22 protein-coding genes are annotated in these 23452 nt (G+C 72.4%); 11 read left to right on the top strand and 11 right to left on the bottom strand.

Annotation, left to right across the window (positions count from 1 at the left end; all coding sequences use genetic code 11):
- Positions 1–26: 26 nt before the first annotated feature.
- The 4 genes from GVV77_RS10300 to mtrA all read right to left on the bottom strand — a co-directional run bounded on the left by GVV77_RS10300 (position 27) and on the right by mtrA (position 5355).
- Complete coding sequence (locus GVV77_RS10300; RefSeq protein WP_159618041.1) at positions 27–971, bottom strand: ComF family protein; 945 nt, start codon at positions 969–971, stop codon at positions 27–29.
- Between the two features lie 182 nt (positions 972–1153).
- A complete protein-coding gene (locus GVV77_RS10295; protein WP_159618039.1) occupies positions 1154–2884 on the bottom strand; it encodes an LpqB family beta-propeller domain-containing protein in 1731 nt (576 codons plus the stop codon).
- Positions 2871–4676 (bottom strand): MtrAB system histidine kinase MtrB, encoded by a 1806-nt coding sequence (mtrB, locus tag GVV77_RS10290; RefSeq protein ID WP_159618037.1) that lies wholly within the window; start codon positions 4674–4676, stop codon positions 2871–2873. Before mtrB ends, GVV77_RS10295 begins: the two co-directional genes overlap by 14 nt.
- Position 4677: 1 nt before the next feature.
- Positions 4678–5355: an MtrAB system response regulator MtrA gene (mtrA, locus tag GVV77_RS10285; RefSeq protein ID WP_159618035.1), complete on the bottom strand. Its 678-nt coding sequence runs from the start codon at positions 5353–5355 to the stop codon at positions 4678–4680.
- 230 nt (positions 5356–5585) lie between these two features.
- Between mtrA and GVV77_RS10280 the strand changes: the two genes are divergently transcribed.
- The 6 genes from GVV77_RS10280 to GVV77_RS10255 all read left to right on the top strand — a co-directional run bounded on the left by GVV77_RS10280 (position 5586) and on the right by GVV77_RS10255 (position 12002).
- On the top strand, positions 5586–6869 hold the full coding sequence (locus GVV77_RS10280; RefSeq protein WP_159618033.1) for a DUF7847 domain-containing protein: 1284 nt from the start codon (positions 5586–5588) through the stop codon (positions 6867–6869).
- A gap of 43 nt (positions 6870–6912) precedes the next feature.
- On the top strand, positions 6913–7575 hold the full coding sequence (locus GVV77_RS10275; protein WP_159618031.1) for a DUF4129 domain-containing protein: 663 nt from the start codon (positions 6913–6915) through the stop codon (positions 7573–7575).
- A complete protein-coding gene (locus GVV77_RS10270; RefSeq protein WP_159618029.1) occupies positions 7572–8858 on the top strand; it encodes a DUF4350 domain-containing protein in 1287 nt (428 codons plus the stop codon). The genes GVV77_RS10275 and GVV77_RS10270 overlap by 4 nt, the downstream gene beginning before the upstream one ends.
- Positions 8855–9907 carry an AAA family ATPase gene (locus GVV77_RS10265; protein WP_159618027.1) on the top strand — a complete coding sequence of 351 codons (1053 nt, stop codon included), beginning with the start codon at positions 8855–8857 and terminating at the stop codon, positions 9905–9907. The genes GVV77_RS10270 and GVV77_RS10265 overlap by 4 nt, the downstream gene beginning before the upstream one ends.
- A gap of 60 nt (positions 9908–9967) precedes the next feature.
- Complete coding sequence (locus GVV77_RS10260) at positions 9968–11260, top strand: DUF58 domain-containing protein (RefSeq protein WP_159618024.1); 1293 nt, start codon at positions 9968–9970, stop codon at positions 11258–11260.
- A gap of 79 nt (positions 11261–11339) precedes the next feature.
- Positions 11340–12002: a DUF4166 domain-containing protein gene (locus GVV77_RS10255; protein ID WP_159618022.1), complete on the top strand. Its 663-nt coding sequence runs from the start codon at positions 11340–11342 to the stop codon at positions 12000–12002.
- Here the strand turns inward: GVV77_RS10255 and GVV77_RS10250 are convergent.
- The 7 genes from GVV77_RS10250 to GVV77_RS10220 form a co-directional block, all read right to left on the bottom strand.
- Positions 11999–13075, bottom strand: a complete 1077-nt coding sequence (locus GVV77_RS10250) for a uroporphyrinogen decarboxylase/cobalamine-independent methonine synthase family protein (RefSeq protein WP_246199749.1) — start codon at positions 13073–13075, stop codon at positions 11999–12001. The two genes, GVV77_RS10255 and GVV77_RS10250, sit on opposite strands and share 4 nt — an antisense overlap.
- On the bottom strand, positions 13065–13457 hold the full coding sequence (locus GVV77_RS10245; RefSeq protein ID WP_159618020.1) for a chorismate mutase: 393 nt from the start codon (positions 13455–13457) through the stop codon (positions 13065–13067). Before GVV77_RS10245 ends, GVV77_RS10250 begins: the two co-directional genes overlap by 11 nt.
- A gap of 61 nt (positions 13458–13518) precedes the next feature.
- Positions 13519–14661, bottom strand: coding sequence for a tRNA 2-thiouridine(34) synthase MnmA (gene mnmA, locus GVV77_RS10240; protein WP_159618018.1), 1143 nt, complete (start codon positions 14659–14661; stop codon positions 13519–13521).
- Positions 14658–15884, bottom strand: coding sequence for a cysteine desulfurase family protein (locus tag GVV77_RS10235; protein WP_159618016.1), 1227 nt, complete (start codon positions 15882–15884; stop codon positions 14658–14660). The genes mnmA and GVV77_RS10235 overlap by 4 nt, the downstream gene beginning before the upstream one ends.
- A gap of 162 nt (positions 15885–16046) precedes the next feature.
- Positions 16047–17231 carry an ABC transporter permease gene (locus tag GVV77_RS10230; RefSeq protein ID WP_159618014.1) on the bottom strand — a complete coding sequence of 395 codons (1185 nt, stop codon included), beginning with the start codon at positions 17229–17231 and terminating at the stop codon, positions 16047–16049.
- Positions 17228–17962 carry an ABC transporter ATP-binding protein gene (locus GVV77_RS10225; RefSeq protein ID WP_159618012.1) on the bottom strand — a complete coding sequence of 245 codons (735 nt, stop codon included), beginning with the start codon at positions 17960–17962 and terminating at the stop codon, positions 17228–17230. The genes GVV77_RS10230 and GVV77_RS10225 overlap by 4 nt, the downstream gene beginning before the upstream one ends.
- Positions 17959–19041 carry an efflux RND transporter periplasmic adaptor subunit gene (locus tag GVV77_RS10220; RefSeq protein ID WP_159618010.1) on the bottom strand — a complete coding sequence of 361 codons (1083 nt, stop codon included), beginning with the start codon at positions 19039–19041 and terminating at the stop codon, positions 17959–17961. Before GVV77_RS10220 ends, GVV77_RS10225 begins: the two co-directional genes overlap by 4 nt.
- 218 nt (positions 19042–19259) lie before the next feature.
- Here GVV77_RS10220 and folP point away from each other — a divergent pair, with 218 nt between their 5' ends.
- The 5 genes from folP to GVV77_RS10195 all read left to right on the top strand — a co-directional run bounded on the left by folP (position 19260) and on the right by GVV77_RS10195 (position 23330).
- The gene (gene folP, locus GVV77_RS10215; protein ID WP_246199748.1) at positions 19260–20204 is read left to right on the top strand and encodes a dihydropteroate synthase; all 945 of its coding nucleotides are present in this window, start codon (positions 19260–19262) and stop codon (positions 20202–20204) included.
- Positions 20201–20941 carry a pyrimidine reductase family protein gene (locus GVV77_RS10210; protein WP_159618008.1) on the top strand — a complete coding sequence of 247 codons (741 nt, stop codon included), beginning with the start codon at positions 20201–20203 and terminating at the stop codon, positions 20939–20941. Before folP ends, GVV77_RS10210 begins: the two co-directional genes overlap by 4 nt.
- Positions 20942–21043: 102 nt before the next feature.
- Positions 21044–21997, top strand: coding sequence for a J domain-containing protein (locus GVV77_RS10205; RefSeq protein ID WP_159618007.1), 954 nt, complete (start codon positions 21044–21046; stop codon positions 21995–21997).
- Positions 21998–22006: 9 nt separating this feature from the next.
- Positions 22007–22474: a tRNA (cytidine(34)-2'-O)-methyltransferase gene (locus tag GVV77_RS10200; RefSeq protein ID WP_159618006.1), complete on the top strand. Its 468-nt coding sequence runs from the start codon at positions 22007–22009 to the stop codon at positions 22472–22474.
- A 34-nt stretch (positions 22475–22508) separates the two neighbouring features.
- On the top strand, positions 22509–23330 hold the full coding sequence (locus GVV77_RS10195; protein ID WP_159618005.1) for a class I SAM-dependent methyltransferase: 822 nt from the start codon (positions 22509–22511) through the stop codon (positions 23328–23330).
- Positions 23331–23452: the final 122 nt, after the last annotated feature.

Raw genomic sequence — 23452 nt, 5'->3', positions numbered from 1 at the left:
CACGGTAGATCACGGCACCCCGTAATTCATCCCTCCCCGCGCCGATTTCTCCGGAATTCGCTGTAAGCCAACTCGGTGCCGGAGGGCGGCGGCGTGGCCGCCAGGACGACGGCGCCGGCCACCGCGGCGCCCTCGGCCCGCAGCGCCCGGACGGCCTCCGCGAGGGTCGCTCCGGTGGTCAGGACGTCGTCCACGACGAGGCACTGCACCCCCTGGAGCCGGCCGCGGTACCGCCGCCGGACCCGCATCGAACCGGCGACGTTTTCCTGCCGGCCGCGCCGCCCCAGCCCCTTCTGCCCACCCCGCCGCGCCGCTGCAAACCAGGGGATACCGGCGGACCGGCCGCCCGCACGCATCCCCGGATGCCGGTGCCCAACGGGCCGTGCAAGGCGGGACCCGGCAGGGAGCTCCCCGCGCCGGCGGAGCCCGTCCAGCAGCAGGCCCAACGGGTCGTAGCCGCGCCGGCGCAGGGACCGGCCGCGGGTGGGGACGGGCACCAGCAGGCAGGGACCTGCCGGCAGGCCCGCACGGGCGGCGAGCAGGGCGCCGCCGAGGGCCGCCGCGAGGGGGCGGGCCAGGTCGGTGTGGCCGGCGTTCTTGAACGCCAGCAGGGCCCGGGCCACCACTCCCCCGTAGCTTCCCGCGGCGACCACCGGCAGGGGCTCAAACCCGCCTCCGACGTCGCCCGCGCCCGGGGGAGCACCGGTGCGGGTTTCCGGTGTGGCGGGATCGCGCAGCGGGAGGGAACCGGCGCCGGCCTCGGCGCGGAAGGGACGCACCGTGGCGCGCCGGAAAGCCCGGCGGCATGGCCGGCACAGGGAGGTGTCTCGGCGGCCGCACCCCACGCAGGAGGTCGGCAGGATCAGTGCCCGGAAACCCCGAAGGGCACGGCCGGCCGCGGCCGGGACTCCTCCGTTCCTGCCGCCGGGCGCCCCGCCGGCGTCCGGGAGTGCGCGGACCGAGTGGGCCATGCCTTCAGGATGCCGCGGAGGCTGGGGATCCCGGGGCGCCCTGGGTGCGATGTGGATAAGACCGGGCGGGCGCGGAGCATCCAGCCGGGCGGGCGGCGCCGCCCGCCCCGCCCGGCGGCGCCGCCCGCCCCGCCCGGCGGCGCGCGGTCCGGCCCGCAACGGCGGGTGCGGCCGTCCCGGCATCACCCGGGGAAGGCCGGGTCCCGCACCCCTTCGACGCTTCGGATCCAGCTCTGTCCCACTCGAGCGAAGAGGGCCTCGGCGGTCTGGATGTAGAAGTCCTCCTGCGGATCGCTTCCGGCGCTGATGTTCAGCACGCCCTTGTGCGGCTTGAGGGCCTCGGTCTCCCCGCTGAGCTGGACGATCAGGGGCGTCACCTCCGCCGTCGCCGAGACCGGGGAGGCGACGATGGTGCTCTCCCCCGCCCACTTGGCGGTGCCGATGTTCGCGCCCGCGTTGAGGGCGATGGGGTCCCCCAGGCTCTGCGGGATGCCCTGGGCGCTGCGCGTGATGCCGGCGAGCAGCACCTCGGAGGTCCCAGCCTCGTCGACGACGAGCAGGGCGCGGGCGCCGTCCCGGGAGATCCGGAGCTCCCTGACCGTCCGGTCGGCGAGCCACGACGCGGAGACGACGACGGCGTTGCGCGTCATCCCGCCCGGAGGCACCGCAACCACCTCGGTGCCGCGGCCGCTCGGGCCCCCCTCGACGCTGCGTGCGGTCCACACCCAGTTGCTGGTGTCGAAGCTGGGGGCGGTGAGGCCGGTGCCCTCGACGGCGGTGCGGACCTCGCTGCCCGGGGCGGTGGCCAGCAGCGCCGTGGACCGGCCGTTGAGGAACGCGAAATTGCTCCCCTCGAGGGACCGAGCGGGGTCCTTGGGGTTGTAGGCGGCCACCGAGGGCAGACCCTCGACCGGGAGCACACTGAGGTTCTTGACGATGCGCACTTCGTTGTCCGCGATGACCACCTGCTCATTGCCCACCGGGGGGTTGAAATCGGGGATCACGAGGGCCGGGTCGGGGCTGCCTAGGTCGATCGGCTGGCCTGCGCTCATCTCCACCGAGGTGACGTCGTTGAGCGTGGTGAGATTCACCCGCAGCTGCTGCTCCATCTGCTGGAGGCGGAGGTCCGTTGCGTCCTGGAGGACATCGGCCGACAGTTCGACGGAGGCCACCCCGGAGGCGATCGGCACCGATTCCTGTGCGAGGGTGACCCCCTCGGGGAAGGCGCTCGTGACTGCACCCTGGAGGTAGGGAGCGGGGCCGGCGAGCAGGGCCTGCACCACGCGGGCGGCGATGCCGGGGCGGCGGACGAACCAGCGGACATCGGGCACCCAGTACCGGTATCCACTGCTGTAGAAGTAGAGGTGGTGCGCGGTGGCCAGCAGGGAGGCATTGCTTTCGGTGACCATGATCCCGTTGGGGATTTCACTGATGCGCCACTGCCCGTTGATCTTCACCATTTCGGCGCGGATGCTTTCGGTGGTCGGGACCGGAGGGTCGGTGCGGATGCCCCTGGCATCGATGATCCCGGTGATTTCGAGCTGCACCTGCAGCGCGCCCTCGGCCTCCCGCTGGATGATCCTCGGGTCCGCCCGGAAGATCACGATCCGTTCCTCGGGCTGCCACGTCCTCGCCAGCTCCGGGGTCAGGAATTCCCGGGCCACCTTGTACCCGTCGGCCGCCCCGGTGCCCGCCGTGATGAACTCCTGGAGCAGCACCTCGGGAGGCGCACCCGGCTGCGGGCCTTCGGGCGAGAATACCTGGGACACGGTGTCCTCATCGACCGCCGGTGCGGGAATGGTCGCCACCGGACCGCTCCGGGGAATGGAGGAGCAGCCGGACAGGATCAGGAGCAGGGCAACGACCGCGGCGATGAAGGAGCCCCACGTTCCGGCGAGCCTACTGGATTTCACTTTTCTCCTTCAGCTGCGGGTCGGGGGTGCCGCCCCCGGCCGCGGGCGGGACGTCGGCGGGCACAGCGCCCGAAGGGCCGGCGGCGGACGGCGCATCGGCGGGCGCCGGGTCGGCGGGCGCGGGGCCCGAGGACCCTGCGGCGAGCGGCAGCGGCAGCCGGCCCCGCGGCGGCAGGGGCAGCGGGGAGACCAACAGATCCCCGCCGCGCTGCTTGGGCAGGGTGAGCCGGAAGCAGGATCCGTTCCCCGCCTCGCCCCAGGCCTGGAGCCAGGCCGAGTGCAGGCGTGCGTCCTCGACGGCGATGGACAGCCCCAGCCCGCTTCCGCCCGTGGTGCGGGCGCGGGCGGGATCCGCGCGCCAGAAGCGGTCGAAGACCCTTGAGGCCTCATCCTCGGTCATGCCGATGCCGTAGTCGCGCACCGCGACCGCGACTGCGTCGGGGTTTGAGGCGATATAGATGTGGACGGGTTTTCCCTTGCCGTGCTCGAGCGCATTGACCACCAGGTTGCGCAGGATCCGCCCGATCCGCCGGGGGTCGGCGTCGACGATGCAGCTGCTCTCGGACGAGACGATGCGCAGGTCCGAGCCGAAGTTGTCGGCCAGCGGCTGGGCCCCGTCGACGACGTGCTTCACCACCTGGAAGAGGTCGGTGGGCTCGGACTCGAGCACCGCCGCGCCGGCGTCGAAGCGGGAGATTTCGAGAAGGTCCGCCAGCAGCGACTGGAACCGTTCCACCTGGTCGTAGAGGATCTCCGCGGAGCGCTTGTTCACGGGGTCGAAGTCTGTCCGTGCGTCGTGAAGCACCTCGGCGGCCATACGGACCGTCGTCAGCGGGGTCCGCAGCTCGTGGGAGACGTCGGAGACGAACCGCTGCTGCATCTGCGACAGCTGCGCCAGCTGGGTGATCTGGTCCTGGAGGCTTGTGGCCATGTGGTTGAAGGACGCCCCGAGCCGGGCCACCTCGTCCTCGCCGCGGACCTCCATCCGCTCCTGCAGCTCGCCGGCGGCCAGCTTCTCCGAGACGAGGGCGGCATGGCTGACGGGCCGGACGACGCTGCGCGTCACGAACCAGGCGATCGCCCCGATGATCCCCAGCAGCACCGTTCCGGCGAGCCACAGCACGCGGTGGATGTAGTCGAGGGTCAGCTGCATCGAGGAGAGGTCGTAGATGATGTAGACGGCGTAGGTGGTGCTGTCCGGAGGCAGGGTGACCTTGGTGGCGAAGGCGACCCCCGGCGCCTGCAGGCCGCCGGTCGCTTCGGAGCGCGGAATCGTGATCGGGGCCCAGTACTGGTCCTCGCCCTCCGCGACGGCGGCGCTGAGCTCGGGCGGGATGAGGGCCGACTCCGTCATCGCCTTGTGGCTGGCCAGAGCCGGAACCCAGTAGCCCTGCTGGCCGGGCAGCGGGCTGAGCAGCCACTGCCGTGGGGCGTCGGCGCCGGGGGCCCCGAGCCGGTCGAGGGTGTCACGGGCCAGCCGGTCCGTTGAGTCACGGTCGGCGGCCGTGGTGTCCCGAAAGATTTCCTTGATGTCGCGCAGGCCGTTGCTCGCCTCGCTCTGGAACTGCCCGAACCGCTCCTTGTACAGGCCGTTGGCGATCTGGTTGGATAGGAAGCCCCCCACCGCCACGAGGGCGAGGGAGGTCAGCAGCAGCGTCGCGACGACCGTGCGGAACTGCAGGGAACGGCGCCAGCGGCCGGCGATAAAGGACGCCGCCCGGCGGGCCTGCCGCAGCCCCCGTCCGGCGCCCTGGATCGCCGATTCGACGGCTCGGGCTGCCCGGGTGTTCACCTCAGCCTTGACCTGCCTTATATCCGACGCCGCGGACCGTCAGGATAATCTCGGGTGCCTCGGGGTCGCGTTCGATCTTCGAGCGCAGCCGCTGCACATGGACGTTGACCAGCCGGGTGTCAGCGGCGTGGCGGTAGCCCCAGACCTGCTCAAGGAGCAGTTCTCGGGTGAAGACCTGCCACGGCTTGCGCGCCAGGGCCACGAGCAGGTCAAATTCGAGCGGGGTCAGCGAGACCTTCTCATTGCCGCGGGTCACCGAGTGTCCGGCCACGTCGATGGAGACCTCGCCGATCCTCAGCGTCTCCGGCGCCCGCGTGTCTCCCGGCCGCAGCCTGGCGCGCACGCGCGCTACCAGTTCGGCCGGCTTGAAGGGCTTGGGCACGTAGTCATCGGCGCCGGATTCGAGGCCGCGTACGACGTCGGAGGTGTCGGACTTGGCTGTCAGCATCACGATGGGGACATCGGATTCGGCCCGGATCTGCCGGCACACCTCGATGCCGTCGAGGCCCGGCAGCATGAGGTCAAGCAGCACGAGGTCCGGCTGGGCCGACCGGAACACCCCGAGCGCCGCGGCGCCGTCTGCGCAGAACACCGGGTCGAACCCGTCGTTGCGCAGCACAATGCCGATCATCTCGGAAAGGGCTTCGTCGTCGTCAATCACCAGGATGCGTGCCTTCATGCCTCAATAGTCTCCCATCCGGTCTCCAATGTCCCATTGGGCACTTCCTCCGCGTGCCGCAGCAGATCGCGCGGCATCGGCGGGAGGTGCTGTGGAGGTGCGGCGGGACGTTTCGCGCTCCGCCGGGCCCCCGGAAACACCAGTGTGTCCGCCTACTGCCCTCGGAAGGCACCGGTGATTATAGTTCAACGTGAACAGGCCGTACCGGCGCCCGCTTCGAGAAGGACAGCATGAGCAACGATCCATCCGACGGGTCCCGCCGGGACCCCGCCTGGCACCCTCCCACGGGGCCGGCGCCCGAGCAGTACCCGGGCTACCCTCCGCCCTCCGGCGCGGCGCCGGACCAACCGTTCCGCCCGCCGGGCCAGCAGGACCCGGGGGTTGCCGGACCCGGCCCCGGGGGCTCCGGCCAGAACAGCTGGGGCCAGAGCTGGGGCGGCGGGTACGGGCCGGACGCGGCCGCCCCCAACCCGCAGGCTCCTCAGGGCTGGGGTTCCCTCCCGCCGCTGGCCTACGCCGCTCCCCCCAAACCGGGGGTGATTCCGCTGCGCCCGCTGGGCCTCGGCGAGATCCTCGACGGCGCCTTCCAGGCCTGCCGCCGGAACCCGCTGGCCACCTTCGGTACGGCCATCCTCTTCCAGACCATCGTGGCTCTGGTGACCGTCCTGATGTCGGCCGGGGTGCTCAGCAGCCTCGACCAGCTGGCGATGGGCACCGTCTCCCCCGACCAGCTGGGCGGCACCGTGGCCTCGGTGGTCTCCTTCGCCTCGGTGGTGACCATCATCTCGGGCGGGGCGCTGCTCATCCTCCAGGGTGTTCTTGTGATTCCGGTGGCCCGTGCGGTGCTGAACCAGAAGACCGGCTTCGCCCAGCTGTGGAAGCTCTCGGCCCGCCGCATCCTCCCCCTGCTGGGGCTGGGGCTGATGCTCACCCTCGCGGTGGTCGTGGGCCTCGGCCTGTTCGTGCTGATCGCCATCGGGCTGGCCGCGGCGCTTGAGGACGCCTCACTGTTCATCATCATCCCGCTGATCTTCGCCGTCTTCGCGGTCCTCACCTGGTTCAGCATCAAACTGGTCCTCGCACCGGCGGCCCTCATGCTCGAAGGGACCGGACCGATGGCATCGGCGCGCCGGTCCTGGGTGCTGACGGGGCGCAACTGGTGGCGGACCTTCGGCATCGTCCTGCTGACGAGCCTCATGGTCTCGATCATCACCTCGGTGGTGGCCGCACCCATCAGCTTTATCGTGACCGCGCTGTTCAGTTTCTCCGACGCCCCGGCGGCCGGGTCGGCGGATGCGCTCGATTCCCTCCCGGTGCTCTTCCTGACCCAGGTCATCTCCGCCTTCTTCGCCGCCATCGGCTACGCCTTCCAGTCCGGCGTGACCTCCCTGCTGTACATCGACCTGCGTATCCGCAGGGAAGGCTTCGACGTGGTTCTCCTCGCCGAGACCGAACGGGCCGCTGGCCAGGGCGGCCCCGGGTACCGGCCGGGACCGCTGGAGGGCCTCCGGTGACTTTCTCCGCCCCGGCGCCCCGCCCCCGGGCGTTCCTCCGGTGATGGGGGAAACGCCGGTCGACCCCGACGAGGCCCGGGAGCTGCTTCAGGACGAGCTGGCCAAACCGGCCTATCAGGAAGCCCAGCCCTCCCTGCTTGAACGCGCGGTCCAGGCCGCCCTCGACTGGATTCTGGAGGCACTGTCGGGCATCCGGTCGGTGGGGGCTGGACCGGGCACGCTCCTGCTGGCCGCAGGAGCCGTACTCATCATCGTCGTGGCCGTCCTGCTGATCCGGCCCCGCCTCAACGCCCGGGCGGACCGCACCCAGCGGGCGGTGTTCTCGACCGGAGCCGCCCTTCCGGCCGCGGAGCACCGCCGCCGGGCGGCGGCCGCCGCCGGAGCGGGCCGGTGGAGTGAGGCCCTGGCCGAACGCCTGCGCGCGGTCGTCCGGGATGCCGAGGAACGCGGACTCCTCCAGGAGCGGCTCAGCCGCACCGCCACCGAGGCGGCCGCCGGCCTCGCACCGGCCTTCCCGGGCTCCGCCGGGGAGATCCGCTGGCTGGCCGAGAGGTTCAATGAGGTCCAGTACGGCCGGGGTGCCGCCTCGGAGGCCGACGAGGCCGACGCGGCGCGGGCCGAAGCGCTCGACGCGGCCCTGGCTGCTGGTGTTCCGGCGGGTGGAGGCGTCCCGGCGGGCGAGGGCGTCCGCGGGGCCGCCCGGTGAGCCGGCACACCGCTCCCCGGCGGGCCTCGACGCCGCCGCCGTCCGCCCTGCCCGCAGACCCAACGGCTGCCGGCCCGCCACCAGCGGGCACGTCCGCCGCTCAGGCCGTGGCGGCCCGCGGGATCACCGGAGACGGCGGGAGCGTCGCCTCGACCGGCCGCCGGCGGCTGCGGCGGGCGCTGCCGGGGCTGCTGCTGGCCCTCGTCATCGCCGCCGTCGTGGTGCTCGGGCTGCTCACCCGCACCGACGCCGATACCACTCCGCTCTCGCCGGGCAATGCGACGCCGACGGGCGCCCGCGCCGTGGCCGAGGTCCTCGGCGAGCAGGGGGTGGAAGTGGTCCACGCGCGCACCCTGGCCGAGGTGGAAGCTGCCCGGGCACGCCTCGGCGGCGCCACCCTTTTCTTTGCCGACCCCAACGGGTGGCTCAATGAGGAACAGCTGTCGTCACTGAACCGCTCGTTCCCCAGCAGAATCCTCGCCGCCCCCTCCGAGCCCCAGCTGGAAGTGCTGGCCCCGGAGATCCTGCCCGCAGGACCCGCCGAGGACGCGCGCGGAACGGTGCGCGCCGGCTGCGACGAGGAGGAGGCCCGGACCGCCGGGGAGATCACCGGCGGCGGTCAGCTGTACTCGGCTCCCGTCGAATGCTTCCGTTCCCCTGCCGCCGAGGGCGGGATGGGCGCCTCGTATGCCGCCGTCGGCGGGACAGTCGTCCTGGGCAACCCGGAAATCCTCACCAACGGCACCATTGAGGAGGCCGGCAACGCCTCACTCGCGCTGTCCACCCTGGGCACGGGAGAATCCCTCATCTGGTACCAGCCGACCACCGCGGACCTCGCCGGCGCCACCGGCCCACCTGCCAACCCGCTGGAGCTGCTTCCGGACTGGGTCAACACCCTGATGCTCTGGCTGCTCGGGTGCGCCTTCCTGGCCATGCTGTGGCGGGGCCGCCGGCTGGGCCCGCTCGCCGTCGAACCCCTCCCGGTCGTCGTCAGCGCCGCCGAGACCGCGGAGGGCCGGGCCCGCCTCTACCAGGGCTCCCGGGCCGTGCGGCACGCCGCGGCGAACCTGCGCGCGGCCGCCCTCAGCCGCGCCGCGGTCCGGCTGCGCCTGCCCCCGTCCAGCGCCCGGGCCGCCGTCGTGCAGGCCGTGGCCGACAAGACCGGCCGCCGCCCCGAGGACGTCCACTCGCTCCTTGACGGCCCGCCTCCGTCCACGGAGAAGGACCTCGCGCGCTGGGCGCAACAACTTCTGGACCTCGAAAAGGAGATCAACAACTCATGAACCGACAGAGTGGATGGCAGCAGGACGGCACCGGGGCGCACGCGGCGCACCAGGGGGTGGACACCGTGACGGAACAGGCTCCCGCGGGGCGGCCGGTCGATGATTCCCCCCGACGCGCACTCCTCGACGTGCGCGCCGAGGTCGGCAAGGCGGTCGTGGGGCAGGACGCGGCGGTGACCGGGCTGCTCATCGCCCTGCTCGCCAACGGGCACGTGCTCCTCGAGGGGGTGCCCGGGGTCGCTAAGACGCTGCTGATCCGCACCCTGTCGGCGGCGCTCAGCCTCGACACCAAACGGGTCCAGTTCACCCCGGACCTGATGCCCGGCGACGTCACCGGTTCGCTCATCTACGAATCGCGCACCTCCGAGTTCACCTTCCGGGAAGGCCCGGTCTTCACCAACATCCTGCTCGCCGACGAGATCAACCGGACCCCGCCGAAGACCCAGGCCTCGCTGCTCGAGGCGATGGAGGAGCGCCAGGTCTCGGTGGACGGAGTCTCCCGCGCCCTCCCCGACCCGTTCATCGTGGCGGCCACCCAGAACCCGGTTGAGTACGAGGGCACCTACCCGCTGCCGGAGGCCCAGCTCGACCGCTTCCTGCTCAAGCTCGTGCTGCCGCTGCCCGGACGTGACGACGAGATCGAGGTGATCCGCCGGCACAGCGAGGGCTTCGACCCGCGGAACCTCGGCGGCGCCGGGGTCCGCGCCGTTGCCGGGGCCTCCGACCTCGCCGCGGCGCGCCGCGCGGTCGGCAGGGTGGCCATCGCCCCGGAGGTGATCGCCTACATCGTCGACCTGGTCCGCGCCACCCGGGCGGCGCCGTCGTTCCAGCTGGGCGTCTCCCCGCGCGGGGCGACGGCGCTGCTGACGACGGCGCGGGCCTGGGCGTGGCTGTCCGGCCGCAACTTCGTCACCCCGGACGACGTGAAGACCCTCGCCATGCCCGCCCTGCGGCACCGCGTCGCCATGCGGCCGGAGGCCCAGATGGACGGCGTCGGCGTCGATGAGGTCCTCGGCGGGATCCTCGCCGTCGTTCCGGTTCCCCGGTGAACCGCTGCCGCACCGCACCGCACCGCGCGGCCGGCGTGGGCTCCGGAGGGGAGGCCCGCGGTGGCGGTTAGCGGACGCCTGGTGCTGCTGGCCCTGCTCGGCGCGCTGCCCATCGTGCTGTTCCCCGGCGCGCTGCCCGCGCTGATCTGGGCCGCGCTGCTGGCCGCTGGTGTCGCCGTCGACCTGCTGCTTGCCGCCTCTCCCCGCCGGGTCGGGGTGCGCAGGGCCCTTCCCGCCACCGTGCGCCTGGGCGAGGGCTGCGTCGGCGCGCTCCTGCTGTCCAACGACACCGGCCGCACCCTCCGGGCGACAGTCCGCGACCCCTGGCAGCCCTCCGCCGGGGCCGCCAACCCCGAACAGCGCCTGCGCGTGGCCGCCGGCCGGGTGCACCGCATGGAGGTGTCCCTGCAGCCGGCCCGCCGGGGGATCCTCACCACGGGCTCGGTCACTCTCCGCAGCCACGGCCCGCTCGGCCTCGCGGCGCGCCAGCTGACCCTCCCGGCGCCGGCGGAACTGCGCGTGCTCCCGCCCTTCCTCTCCAAGCGCCACCTTCCCTCGAAGCTGCGCCGGCTCAGGGAGCTCGACGGGAGGGCCGCCGTACAGATCCGGGGCGCCGGGACGGAGTTCGATTCGCTGCGCGACTATGTGCGCGGCGACGACGTGCGCTCCATCGACTGGCGGGCCAGTGCGCGGCGGCGGGACACCGTGGTGCGCACCTGGCGGCCGGAACGGGACCGCCGCGTGGTGATCGTCCTTGACACCTCGCGGACCTCCGCCGCGCGGATCGCCGACGAGCCGCGCCTCGACACCGGCATCGAAGCGGCACTGCTGCTGGCGGTGCTCGCCCAGCACGGCGGCGACAAGGTGGACTTCCTCGCCTTCGACCGCCGCCTCCGGGCGCGGGTCGACTCCGGGGCCAAGGCGAACCTCCTCAACGCCTTGGTGCGGGCGATGGCGCCCCTGGAACCGGAACTGATTGAGGCGGACTTCTCGCGGATCCCGGCGCAGATCCGTTCGGTCTCCCCCCACCGGTCGCTGGTGGTGCTGCTGACCTCCCTCGACTCCGGCGCCGTCGAGGAAGGCCTGCTGCCGGTGCTTCCCGGACTCACCGCGCAGCACCTGGTGGTGATCGCCTCCGTTCGCGATCCGCGGCTCGAGGAGCTGCGGGCCGTGCGGGGCACGGCCGCCGACGCGTACCGGGCCGCCGCGGCGGAGCGGGCGCTGCTGGACCGGGAGGCGGTCACGGCGCAGCTGAAGCAGCTGGGGGCCGAGGTGGTCGACGAGCATCCGCTGGAGCTTCCTCCCCGGCTCGCCGACACCTACATCCGGCTCAAGGCGGCGGGCCGGCTGTGACCCCCGGGACCGCCGCCGGCAGTTCCCGCGGGCGGGGCACCGCCCGCGGACTCGAAAGCAAACAGGGAGGAACATCGCGGTGAAATCGATCTACCAGGAGGTTCTGGGCCGGGACTTCGAGCGGCTCCAGCCGGAACTGCGCGAGTACTTCGGGCTCCACGCCGGCAGCGGAAAGGCCGGGGTGGGAACCGGCCGGTTCGACGTCGCCGGCTGCCCCGCCCGGTTCGCCCGGCCGGCGTTCCGGCTCACGGCCCTCGACAACGCCTTCTTCCCCGAATACGAGACGTCGGTGCCGTTCACCATCGCCAACTACCCCCATACCGACCCGTTCGGCCGGCCGGCGCTCACCGCGCGGCGCGAGATCCGGTTCAGCACGGCGGACCGGGTGTTCGAGGACACCACGTCGCTGCAGGACGGACGGCTGACCGACTACCTGGGCTCGCGGCGGCGCATGGCGACGGCGCTGACCTGCTCGGTCACGGACACCGGGCACATGCGCATGGTGTCCACCGCAACGCGCATCTTCGCGGGCATCCGGATCGCCCTGCCCGACGCCCTCGGCGCCAGCGCCACCATGGAGCAGTGGTGGGACGGACAGCGATTCCGCATCACAACCCGGGTGGTGCACCGCCAGCTCGGCACGCTGCTCGTGTACGCCGGGAGTTTCGACTACGAGCTTCGCCCCTTCGACGGCGTGCTGCCCGGGCCCGCGCAGCCGCGGCGGTGGGAGGAGCGGACCTAGGCCTCCGCGGCGAGCTGGGTCAGGGCCTCCGCGGCCCCAATCAGCCGCACCAGGCCCTGCCGGGCGGCGGCGGGGGTGAGCCCGGCCATCCCCTCCAGGGAGGTCACGGTCAGGGCGCCCAGCGCCGTATCAGGGAGGCCGACCCGCCGCCAGGGGTCCACAACGGCGGCCACCAGGGCCGAGACCTGCGGCACCGTGGCGCCCGGGACCAGGATCCCGGCCACCAGCCGGCGCCCCGACTCCACCGCCTCGGCCAGCCGCTCCCACTGGGCGTCTGTCACTGCACCGAAGGGCAGCCCGAGCGCGTCGGCGGGGCTTGAGAGGGCGGCGTCGAGCACATCGTCGCCGCCGGGCACGCGGAGTACCAGCCGGTCGGCGCCGGCGGCCCGAACGGCCCGGTGCAGGCCCGCCCAGGCGTCGGTGGCCTCCTGGCGCGGCACCGCACGCAGCGTCCGGTAGCCGCTGGCGGTCGGGATCCGGCCGGCGAGCACGGCGTCGGCCTCGGGCTCATCGAGTTGCACCTCGACGACGGCGCCGCGGGCCACCGCCGCGGTCCGCCGGACCAGGTCGGCGGCCCCCGCCGCCAGTGAGGCGTAGATCTCCCGCCGGGCGCCGGCGTCGAGCAGGGCCCGCTCCCCGGAGTGGAGATGCACGTTGGCCGCCACCGAGAGGGGTCCGCGCAGGTGCACCTTCACCCGTGCGGCGGGTGCCTCCTCGGCTCCGGCGATGTCGCCCAGCGCATTGAGGTCCGACGACAGCGCCGACTCCGCCCTGCGCTGGTCCTTCCCCGGGCGCGCCACAAGACGCCAGCCGTGGGGCTGAAGGTCGAAGGGGAGCTCAACGAGCATCCCGAGGGTGCGGCCGACGGCGTCGCTGCCGGGCCCGCGCTGCGGCAGGGCAGCAAGGAACGGCAGGTGCGGGCCGCCGAGTTCGCCGCGCACCGCCCGGTGCGCCTCCAGCGGGTCGGTGCCGGGCCAGTCGCCGGAGGCCGTGGCGGCGGCCTGCACGGCCCCGGTGTCGACCGGGCCGGCGGGAGTTCCGGTCCCGGGCGCGGCGGAGAGGTCAGGCGCCACCGGTGCCCTCCGGCGCGCGTCCGGACGCTTCCCCGTTGCGGGTCTCCGAAATCGCCTGGTGGTGGCGGATCACCTCGGAAATGATGAAGTTAAGGAACTTCTCGGCGAAGGCCGGGTCGAGGTGCGCCTCGGCGGCCAGGGCGCGCAGGCGCGCGATCTGGGCCGCCTCGCGGGCCGGGTCGCCGGCGGGGAGCCGGTGCTCAGCCTTGAGGTGGCCCACCCGCTGGGTGGCCTTGAAGCGTTCGGCCAGCAGGTACACGAGCGTCGCGTCAATATTGTCGATGCTGCTGCGCACCGACAGGAGTTCGGCCATCACCTCGGGCCGAACGGATCCCGCGAGGGAACTCGCCTCGGGGTCGAAACCACGTGTCTCTTCGCTCATGGAACCAGTCAATCAGACTTCCGGGGGCACCCTTAACTGTGTCTGCGGTGCCGCGGGAGGTTCAGCCGGCCGCGCTGGCCGGTTCGGGGCGGAGCGCGGACCGGGCCGAATCGATTGTCGCCTGGCCCAGCACGCGGCTGCCCTGGTACAGCACGACGGTCTGCCCGGGGGCCACCCCGCGCATCGGTTCGACCAGGCGCACAACGAGCTCGGTGCGTCCATCGGCACCGGCTTCGACGCGGGCACGGGCGTCGACGGGATCGCCATGCGCGCGCACCTGGGCCATGCAGTCGAACTCCTCACCGGTGTCGACCTCGGCGATGGGCCTTCCGGCCCAGGAGACCTTGATGCCGCGCATCTCATCGATGGCGAGCAGCTGCTCCGGGCCGACCACCACCGTGTTCTCCTTGGGCCGGATCTCCAGGACGAAGCGGGGCTTGCCGTCGGGCGCGGGCCGGCCAAGCTTCAGTCCCTTGCGCTGGCCCACAGTGAACGCGTTGGCGCCGGGGTGGGTGCCGAGCTTCGTTCCGTCGACGTCGAGGATGTCGCCCTCGGTGAGGTCGATGCGCTCCTCGAGCCAGCCGCGGGTGTCGCCGTCGGGGATGAAGCAGATGTCGTGGCTGTCCGGCTTGTTGGCCACCGACAGCCCGCGGCGCTCCGCTTCGGCGCGCACCTCGGCCTTCGACGGGGTCTCCGCAAGGGGGAACATCGAGTGCTTGAGCTGCTCGTGGGTCAGCACGCCCAGCACGTAGGACTGGTCCTTCGCCCAGTCCGCGGCGCGGTGGAGTTCCCGGTTGCCGTCGGCATCCTCGATGACCTTGGCGTAATGCCCGGTGCACACGGCGTCGAAGCCCAGCGCCAGGGCCTTTTCGAGCAGGGCGGCGAACTTGATCCGCTCGTTGCAGCGCATGCAGGGATTGGGGGTGCGCCCGGCCGCGTACTCGGCGATGAAGTCGTCGACCACGTCCTCCTTGAAGCGCTCCGAGAAGTCCCAGACGTAGTAGGGGATGCCGAGGATGTCGCAGGCGCGCCAGGCGTCCCGGGAGTCCTCGATGGTGCAGCAGCCCCGGCTGCCGGTGCGCAGGGTCCCGGGCATCCGGGACAGCGCAAGGTGCACCCCGACGACGTCGTGCCCGGCCTCCACGGCGCGGGCCGCGGCGACGGCCGAATCGACCCCGCCGCTCATAGCTGCAAGTACCTTCATAGGGAAAAACCTGTTCCTGCCGTTTGGATTGATGATGCATGGCCGGCCATGCCCGCCTTACGCGCACGGGCGTAGGCGTCGGGGAGGGCCGCGAGAAGGGCGTCGATATCCTCCGCGGTGGAGGTGTGGCCCAGGGTGAAGCGTTGGGCGCCGCGGGCTTCGTTTTCGCTCAGACCCATCGCGAGGAGTACGTGGGAGGGCCGGGGCACGCCCGCGGTGCACGCCGCGCCGGTTGAGGATTCGATCCCTGCCAGGTCGAGCAGGAACAGCAGCGAATCCCCCTCGCAGCCCGGGAAGGTGAAGTGGGCGTTTCCGGGCAGCCGCGCTCCGGCGGGCACCGGGTGCGCAACCCCGCGCAGGACGGCCTCGGGGACCACCCGCTGGACGCCCTCGATCAGACGGTCCCGAAGGGCGGAGAGCCGTACCGATTCCTCGGTCAGGTGCCCCACCGCCACGTCGGCGGCGGCGGCGAACGCCGCGATCCCGGGCGCGTCGAGCGTGCCCGAGCGGATATCGCGTTCCTGGCCTCCTCCGTGCTGGACCGGGGTGAGCTTCACCGCCCGACCCACGAACAGCGCGCCCACCCCGACCGGCCCGCCGATCTTGTGAGCGCTGACGGCCATGGTGGCCAGCCCGGAACCGGCGAAGGAGACCGGAATGGAGCCAAAGGCCTGGACGGCGTCGGAGTGCACCGGCACGCCGGAGGCTGCGGCCAGAGCGGTGATCTCGGCGATGGGCTGGACGGTGCCCACCTCGTTGTTGGCCCACATGACCGTGACCAGGGCCGTTGCGTCGGCGTGGGCCGCGAGCTCGGCGCGCAGCGCTTCGACCGAGACGACGCCGGTGCCGTCGACGGGCAGCCACGTCACCTGCGCCCCCTCGTGCCGCTCAAGCCATTCGATGGTGTCCTGCACGGCGTGGTGCTCGACGGGGGAGGCGATGATGCGGGTGCGGCGGGGGTCCGCTGCCGTGCGGGCCCAGTAGAGGCCCTTGACGGCCAGGTTGTCCGCTTCGGTTCCGCCCGAGGTGAAGATCACTTCGGAGGGGTGGGCGCCGGCGGCCCGGGCGAGGCTTTCGCGGGCGTCCTCGACCCCTCTGCGGGCACGCCGGCCGGAGCCGTGCAGCGAGGAGGGGTTGCCGCTGCGGCTGAGTTCGAAGGTCAATGCGGCGAGGGCTGGCGCCGATAGAGGCGTAGTCGCCGCGTGATCGAGGTACACGGGCATACATCGATTCTAGCGGCGGAGCCGGTATCCGCCGATTCGACGGCGGGGCGCCGGGCCCCGGTCCGCCCTTGCTTTGGCTGTCGAGCGGGCGGCCCGGGACGCCCTGCAGCCGCCGGAGCGGACCAAAGCGGGCCGTCCCGGCGGCCGGTCCCGGCCGGCCGCTCAGTATCGAATGGCGTCGATCACCCGAACCCGCACCGCGACGAGGGCCGGAATCAGGCCGGCGAGCGCGCCCACGGCGATGGCGGATCCAACCCCGAGGAGGGCCGCGCCGATCGGGAAGGGCGGCAGGTCCGTGGCACCGGCCGCCAGCAGCGGCTGGATCCGCGGATGGCTGACGACGGCGACGGCGAGCATCACCCCCGCCACCCCGGCCACGGAGGTGGCGACGACCGATTCCATCATCACCCCGAAGAAGATCCGGCCCGAGGTCGCGCCGAAGCTCCGCCGGATCCCGATCTCCCGCACCCTGTACTTCACCGTCACCATCGAAATATTGAGCAGCCCCACGGCCCCGAGCAGCAGCACGAGCCCTGCGACTCCGCCGATAACGAGGGTGAGGCCGCCGTACGGGTCGCCCTGCGCTGCGTAGTCCTGGCGGTACACCGAGACGTCGGGGCCGAACTGGGCCTGCAGGTCGGCGGTGATCCGGGCCGTGAGCTCATCGGCCAGCCCGGCAGGCACCCATGCCTCGAGCGTCGGCGGGGCGCCCTGGACACCCGCGACCTCCCACCGGTCGGTCTGGTCCTTCAGGAGGTAGGCCTGCGGCTGCGCCCCGGAGTAGTCATTGGCGAGGATGCCGACGATGACGGCCTTGACGTCCCGCTCCCCCAGCAGCTCAACGCCCGGGTCGGCGGTGATGTCCGGTGAGCCCATCAGCGTGTGGAAGGCTTCATTGACGATCAGCACGGGGGCCAGGCGCTCCGTGTCCGCGTCGGTGAACCAGCGCCCGTCCACCACATTCATGCGCCGCATCGTCCCGTAGTCCGGTTCCACCAGCAGGCTCATGGTGTCGATGCGGCCGGCCGGAGTGCGGATCCCGAGGAAGGTGTCGACCCGCAGGGAGCTGTACTCGATGCTGTACCGGTCGACGACCTCCGCGTAGGCCGCCACGACCGCCGCCTGGTCGGGACCGGCCGAGGCGGCGGAGACGCCCAGGGTCGCGGCCCGTCCGCCCATCCGTTCGGAGGTCTGCACCATGCCGGCGGAGGCCATATTGCCCAGGGCCACGACCGAGGTGAGCGCCGCGACCGAGAGCATCACCCCCAGCAGGGCCAGCAGTACGCGCGTCTTGTGGATGCGCAGCTCCGAAAACGCCTCGAGAACCGCGCCGAGGAGGGCGGTCATGCCGCCGCCGCCTCGGGCCGCAGCACGCCGGCGTCCAGCCGGTAGTGGCTCCGCGCCCGCACCGCCACGTTGGCGTCGTGGGTGATCGTGACCAGCGCGGCCCCCGACTCCGCGGCGACCTCGTCGAGCAGTTCCATCACGATGGCTCCGGTCTCAGTATCGAGGGCGCCGGTCGGTTCGTCGGCGAGGATCAGTTCGGGGGTGCGCACCAGCGCCCGGGCGATCGCCACGCGCTGCTGTTCGCCTCCGGAGAGGTTCGAGGGCAGCTCGCGCATCCGGTCGCCCAGGCCAACCCGGTCGAGCATGGCGGAGGCGAGCTTCTCGCGCTTCCAGAACTGCCGGCCCTCGGCGTAAAGCAGGGGGGTCATCACGTTTTCAAGGGCGGTCCGTCCCGGCAGCAGGTTGAACTGCTGGAAGATGAAGCCGATGGCGCCCCCGCGCAGCCGCGCCCGGGCGTCGCCCCGGAGGGCGCGGACGTCCATTCCCCGGAAAGACAGGGTGCCCTCGGTGGGAAGGTCGAGGAGCCCGAGCAGGTTCAGGAGGGTCGACTTTCCCGACCCGGACCGGCCGACGATGGACAGGGAGTCCGAGGGGTGGATGTCGAGGTCTATGCCGCGCAGGATGTGGAGGTCCTCCGAATCGGCGATACGCACGGTGCGGGTCACCTGGCGGAGGGAGACCAGGGGCGGCCAGGCGGTGCCGGCCGCCGGAACTGTTTCCGGTGCCGTCATCCCCGGCCCCCCATTTCGGCCGGCTGCATGCCGGGCTGGAGCGGAACGTCGACGCCCGGCACGAACTCAAGGACGTTCTCGCCCTCGGTGAGCCCCGAGAGGATTTCGACGGTTGAGCCGTCGTTCAGCCCGAGCCCGACCTTGCGCTCCTCCTGCGCCCCTTCTGCGCCGAGCACCCAGACAATACCCTCGGCGATGGAGCCCTGGACGGCCGTCGTCGGCACGGTCATCACGTTCTCGGCCACGCCCGCGCTGAGCTTGATGGATGCGGAGAGCCCCGCGAAAGAGGGAACCTCCGAGGGAATCCCGCAGGTCAGCTCCCCCGCCGGCGCCGACCCGTCGTCGCCGGCAGCCGGTGGGCCTTCCCCTCCCATCGGTCCGGCCATGGCCGTGCGCTCCGAGGCGGGCGGCGTGCCGCCGGCCTCCGGTTTTGGGTCCCCGATCCGCGGGTCCTTGCAGGTGAAGGGGGCGGATCCGCCGGCGATGGTGATGGCGGCCGAGGAGGGCCGGTCGAGCAGCCGAAACTGCTGGGCGGCGGTGAGGGTGCCGGTGACGTGATAGGTGCCCGGGCTGACCGAGCCAAGGGACTGCCCGATGGAGACGCTCTCCCCAATCAGGGGCGGGAAGGAGGTCAGGGTGCCCGAGGCCGGGGCGGTGATGTCGAAGTACTCATAGACGGGCTCCGGTGCCGGGACCGGGACGCCGGAGTCCTCGTCCTCCCCCTCGGTACCCGCGGGGGCCTGGGGCTGGACTTCGGCAGGGGTGCGGACCTGGAACAGCGGATCTCCCAGGGACACCTCCTGCCCCTCCTCGACGAACAGGTACACCACCTCGCCGGCCGCGGTCGACCGGATGGACACCCCTTCATCCGCAGCCACCGTGCCGGTGAGCTCTACGGTGTTGGCCACGGTCCCCCGGGTGACGGGCACCGTGGGGGTCAGCACCTCCGCGGCGGGAAGCCCGCTGGAGGGCGGCGGTTCGGCCGCCGAGAAGAAGGCCATCTTGACGAGCGCCGCGGCGATGATCAGGAAGACGAGAAGCCAGGCGGCCGGAAAAACCGCGCGACGAAGTACAGCCATGTATTTCCCCCATTACAGATGTGAATTCCCCGGGGCCGCGCACGCGGGCCCGAATTCCGCCAAGCGTAGACGGGAGCGGAAGGACTCCCCGCGGGGACACATCGGAAGCCGGGTGCCAATTCGGTGACGATTCGGCAACGGACCGGCACCGGCCGCAGGGTGCCGCCCGCAGGGTGCCGCCCCGCCCGGGCGGCAGGCGGGTCTGGTAGAAATAGCTCGTGGACGAAACAGCTGTGGCCCCGGAGCCACCGGGCATCTTCGTGCCGGCCTTCCGGCACCCCGTCCACGCCTTCGGGTCCCGGATCCTGAATTTCGACCGGCAGGTGGCCCTGATGGCCATCATCAACCGGACCCCCGATTCGTTCTACGACTCGGGCCGGACCTTCGCCCTGGAGGCCGCCACGAAGGCCTCCCTGGCCGCGGTGGCCGAGGGAGCCGACTGGATCGACATCGGCGGTGCGCCCTTTGCGCCCGGAGAACCCATCCCGGAGGCCGAGGAGGCCGAACGCATCGTTCCCGTGATCGCTGCCGTGCGAGAGGCAGGCGACGTCATCATTTCCGCCGACACCTTCCACCCCTCGGTGGCGGCCGCGGCCCTGGCGGCCGGCGCCAACGTGGTCAACGACACGACGGGCCTGCGGAACCCGGACCTCGCCGCGGTGGTGGCGGACGCGGGCGCCCACCTGGTCATTACGCACAGCCTCGCCGAGCCGCGCACGGCGTACCCCCGGCCCCGCTACGACGACGTGGCCCGGGAGGTCGCCGACTTCCTGCTGCGCCGGGTCGACCTCGCGGTCTCCCTGGGCGTCCCCGAGGAGCGCATCCTGCTCGACCCCGGGCATGACCTCAACAAGAACACCCTGCAGTCGCTGGAGATCACCCGGCGCTTCGCCGAGATCGCCGGGCTCGGCTTCCCGACCCTGGCCGCCGTCTCGAACAAGGACTTCATCGGTGAGACCCTCGACCTCCCGAAGGAGTCGCGGACCGAGGGCTCCCTGGCGGCGGCGGTGATCTGCATCCTCGGCGGGGCGCGGATCGTGAGGATGCACGACGTCGCCGCGGCCCGCTCGGCCCTGCGCCTGACCGAGGCCGTCCTGGGCTTCCGGCCGCCGGCCTACCTCCGGCACAACATGGGCGAACGGAACGGCTCCGACGGGCGATGATCACCTCCCTGCTCCCCGGCGCGCCGGATCCGCTCACGCAGGCGGACCTGCTGGCCGAATACGCGTATCCGCCCTCTCCGGGCCCCATCGTCCGGTTCAACTTCATCGCCTCGGCCGACGGTGCCGCGTCGGTCACCGGCCGGTCCGGCGGGCTGGGCAACGACGGGGACCGGCTGATCTTCGCCCTCCTGCGGCGGCTCGCCGACGTGATTCTCGTGGGCGCCGGCACCGTCCGCGCCGAGGGCTACGAAGGCGGGCTCGTCGATCCGGACGCCCAGACCGCGCGCCGCGCGTCGGGCCGGGCGGGCCATCCCGCCGTCGCCGTCATCTCCGGCTCGCTCGATCTCGACCCCGCCTCGGGCTTTTTCGCCGCGCCGCCGGTGCGTCCCCTGATCTTCACCACCACCGCTGCCGACCCCGGCCGGCGCCGCGCCCTGGAGCGGGTTGCCGACGTCATCGACTGTGGTGATTCGGCGGTGGACCCTGCGCAGGTGGTGCGGCACCTGGCCGGGCGCGGGCTGGGGCGTGTGCTGTGCGAGGGCGGACCCGCGGTCCTGGCCTCCTTCACGGCCGCGGGCCTTGTCGACGAGCTGTGCCTTTCGCTGAGCCCGCTCCTCGTCGGCGGGGAGGGGCCGCGCATCTCCAACGGCACGGGCCCGCCGCAGCCCGCGCCGCTGCGGCTCGTGTCGCTGCTGCATGAGGAATCGGCGCTCTATGCGCGGTACGTTCGACGCTGAGCTTCCCCCCGGTGCCCCCGCGGCACCGCGGGCAGCACCGGGCGGGGCCCCGCCCGGCCCGGGTGTACTAAGCTCCAAAGTTTCCCCAATGAAAGGCGTGAGATGCCCGAGCGGTCGGACCCGTCCCACTACGACATCCTGGGCATAGCTCCGGGTGCCACGCCCAAGCAGGTCAAGGACGCCTACCGCCGTGCCGCGCGGAAGGCCCACCCCGACCTTGGGGGCAGCGAAGAACTGTTCCATTCGGTGGCCGTCGCCTTCGAGACCCTCTCCGATCCGGCGCGGCGCGAACAGTACGACAAACGCGGGCGCTTCGGCGGACGGCGCGATGAGGCCTCCGGGTCCCGCACCTTCGGCGCGGGCACGCGTCCGGCCGGCAACTCCGGCTCCGGGGCCCGGGACGACGGCGTCTTCTCCCGTCCGCCCGTGTACCTCCCGCCCTTCTCCCCGGACCAGCCCCCCGTGCTGCCCCTGGTGCTCGCAGGCCGGCAGTCGCACGGCGCCGCGCGCCAGCCCGGGCTGATCGCGCGGCTCGGCGCGGAGGCGCGGTCCCGGCTCGACGGAGAGCTGCGCACCGCGGCCCTGGTGGAGGCAGCCGTGCTTGAGGGGTACCCGGCGGCACGGCTCGTCAACGGCCTCGTGTTCCCCAACCGGGCCCGGACGGCCGCCGGCCACATCGTGCTCGCGGGATACCGGCTCGCCGTGATCGATTCGTTCACCGCATCGCCCGGGAACTTCAGCTGGGACGGGCGTTCCCTGCGCCACCAGGGGCGCCCGGTGCCGCTGCGCATGCCCGCGACGGTGCGGGAGGTCCAGGAACTCTTCCCCGAATGCAACGTCACCGGGTGGGTGCTGATCCACGGGGCCCGCGACAACCCGTTCGACCCTGTCATCGACACCCCGCCGGGATTTGACCGCTCGGCGCCCGCGCTGGTGCAGGTAGTCAACGCCGGAACCGCGGCCCGCACGCTCAAGGCGTTCCTGGCTGCCGGGCCCCAGCCCAATACGGTGCAGCTTCCGGTGCTGGGGCGGCTGCTTGCGGCGGCCGGGAGCTAGGATGGAGCGGTGTTCCGTATCCTCTTCCACTCCCCCGAAATTCCGGGCAACACCGGCAACGCGATCCGCCTCGCGGCGGTAGCCGGAGCCGAACTCCACCTGGTGGAGCCCCTCGGGTTCAGCCTCGAGGATTCGAAGCTGCGCCGGGCGGGCCTGGACTACCACGATCTGGCGGTCCTGCGCGTCCATGCCGACCTCGAATCCGCCTGGCGGGCGCTCGCCCCCGAGCGGGTCTACGCGTTCACTGCCGAGGGGGACGTGTCGTACACCGACATCAGCTACCGGCCCTCGGATGTGCTCCTGTTCGGCCCGGAATCGGTGGGCCTGCCCGAGGAGGTCAAGCACGACCCCCACGTCACCGCAAGGGTCCGCCTGCCGATGGTCCCCTCGCGGCGCTCACTCAACCTGGCCAATACCGCCTCGATCGCCCTCTACGAGGCCTGGCGCCAGCATGGCTTCGCCGGCGCCGACCGCTGACCGCTGACCGCTGACCCACCCTAGGAGCCCGCAGATGACCCCACGCCACGCCTCAGCCCTCCCGGACCAGGGGGCCGAGGACTTCGAACTGCTGGCTCCCGCCCTGTGGAATCCGATCGCCAACGCGGTAGTCGCCGCCGCCGACGTGCATCTCGGTGAGCGGGTGCTCGACGCCTGGGCCGGCACCGGCGCCGGCACCATCCCCGCGGCCCAGCTCTGCGGCGCGGACGGGTCCGTCGACGCCGTCGACCCCTCGGCGGCAATGCTCGATCTGGCACGGGCCAAGGCCGAGGCGCTGAACCTCGAGAACATCCGTTTCAGCGTCGGCGACCCCGCACGCTGGACTGCCGGCCCCTACGACGCCGTCCTCTGCAGTTACGGGCTCTTCCTCGTCCCGGATATGGCCGCGACCACCACCTGGATGGCCTCCCTCCTGCGTCCCGGCGGGCGCCTTGCCCTGAGCACCTGGAACAAGGGCGCCCTCGAGGGGTTTGAGGCGATCCTCCTCGAGGCCTGTGCCGCAGAGCGGGCCCCGGCGCTTCCCCAGGCCCGCCCGGACTTCACCGCCAACTGGGAAAAGCTGGCGTCCGAGGAGAAGCTGGCGGACTGGCTTGCCGCCCACGGATTCGGGGAGGCGGAGGTCCAGGCGGTGTCGCTGTCGGTTCCCCTCGAACCCGGAATGGCCTGGTCGCTGGTGCTCGGCAGCGGCTACCGCACGGTGCTCCCCGAAGCACCGGACCTGCGCGGGCGGATCCGCGACCGGTTCGCCGCCCTGCTTGGCGAGGACTTCGTGCTGAATGCCGATTCCCTGGTCGCCACGGCCCGCGTCGGGGAACCCGGGCAGCCCCCGGCCTGACACACCCACCCGACCCGCCGTTCGAGCCACGCCGGACCCCCCGGATCGGCCCATCCGGAACCGGCTCGGCTCCGAATCTCTTGCAGTAACGCTCCGGGCCGCAGTGGACGGCGGCCCGGAGC

Origin of the sequence: Arthrobacter zhaoguopingii (genome assembly GCF_009828605.1) — a bacterium.
Classification (GTDB): Bacteria; Actinomycetota; Actinomycetes; order Actinomycetales; family Micrococcaceae; genus Arthrobacter_D; species Arthrobacter_D zhaoguopingii.
The sequence above is the reverse complement of the archived record's forward strand: the minus strand, read 5'-3'. Positions and strand labels throughout refer to the sequence as shown.

Coding starts and splice junctions, on each gene's coding strand:
- GVV77_RS10300 (WP_159618041.1), bottom strand. CDS start 971: ATGGCCCACTCGGTCCGCGCACTCCCGGACGCCGGCGGGGCGCCCGGC.
- mtrA (WP_159618035.1), bottom strand. CDS start 5,355: ATGAAGGCACGCATCCTGGTGATTGACGACGACGAAGCCCTTTCCGAG.
- GVV77_RS10280 (WP_159618033.1), top strand. CDS start 5,586: ATGAGCAACGATCCATCCGACGGGTCCCGCCGGGACCCCGCCTGGCAC.
- GVV77_RS10275 (WP_159618031.1), top strand. CDS start 6,913: ATGGGGGAAACGCCGGTCGACCCCGACGAGGCCCGGGAGCTGCTTCAG.
- GVV77_RS10265 (WP_159618027.1), top strand. CDS start 8,855: ATGAACCGACAGAGTGGATGGCAGCAGGACGGCACCGGGGCGCACGCG.
- GVV77_RS10245 (WP_159618020.1), bottom strand. CDS start 13,457: ATGAGCGAAGAGACACGTGGTTTCGACCCCGAGGCGAGTTCCCTCGCG.
- mnmA (WP_159618018.1), bottom strand. CDS start 14,661: ATGAAGGTACTTGCAGCTATGAGCGGCGGGGTCGATTCGGCCGTCGCC.
- GVV77_RS10235 (WP_159618016.1), bottom strand. CDS start 15,884: ATGCCCGTGTACCTCGATCACGCGGCGACTACGCCTCTATCGGCGCCA.
- GVV77_RS10230 (WP_159618014.1), bottom strand. CDS start 17,231: ATGACCGCCCTCCTCGGCGCGGTTCTCGAGGCGTTTTCGGAGCTGCGC.
- GVV77_RS10225 (WP_159618012.1), bottom strand. CDS start 17,962: ATGACGGCACCGGAAACAGTTCCGGCGGCCGGCACCGCCTGGCCGCCC.
- GVV77_RS10220 (WP_159618010.1), bottom strand. CDS start 19,041: ATGGCTGTACTTCGTCGCGCGGTTTTTCCGGCCGCCTGGCTTCTCGTC.
- GVV77_RS10210 (WP_159618008.1), top strand. CDS start 20,201: ATGATCACCTCCCTGCTCCCCGGCGCGCCGGATCCGCTCACGCAGGCG.
- GVV77_RS10205 (WP_159618007.1), top strand. CDS start 21,044: ATGCCCGAGCGGTCGGACCCGTCCCACTACGACATCCTGGGCATAGCT.
- GVV77_RS10195 (WP_159618005.1), top strand. CDS start 22,509: ATGACCCCACGCCACGCCTCAGCCCTCCCGGACCAGGGGGCCGAGGAC.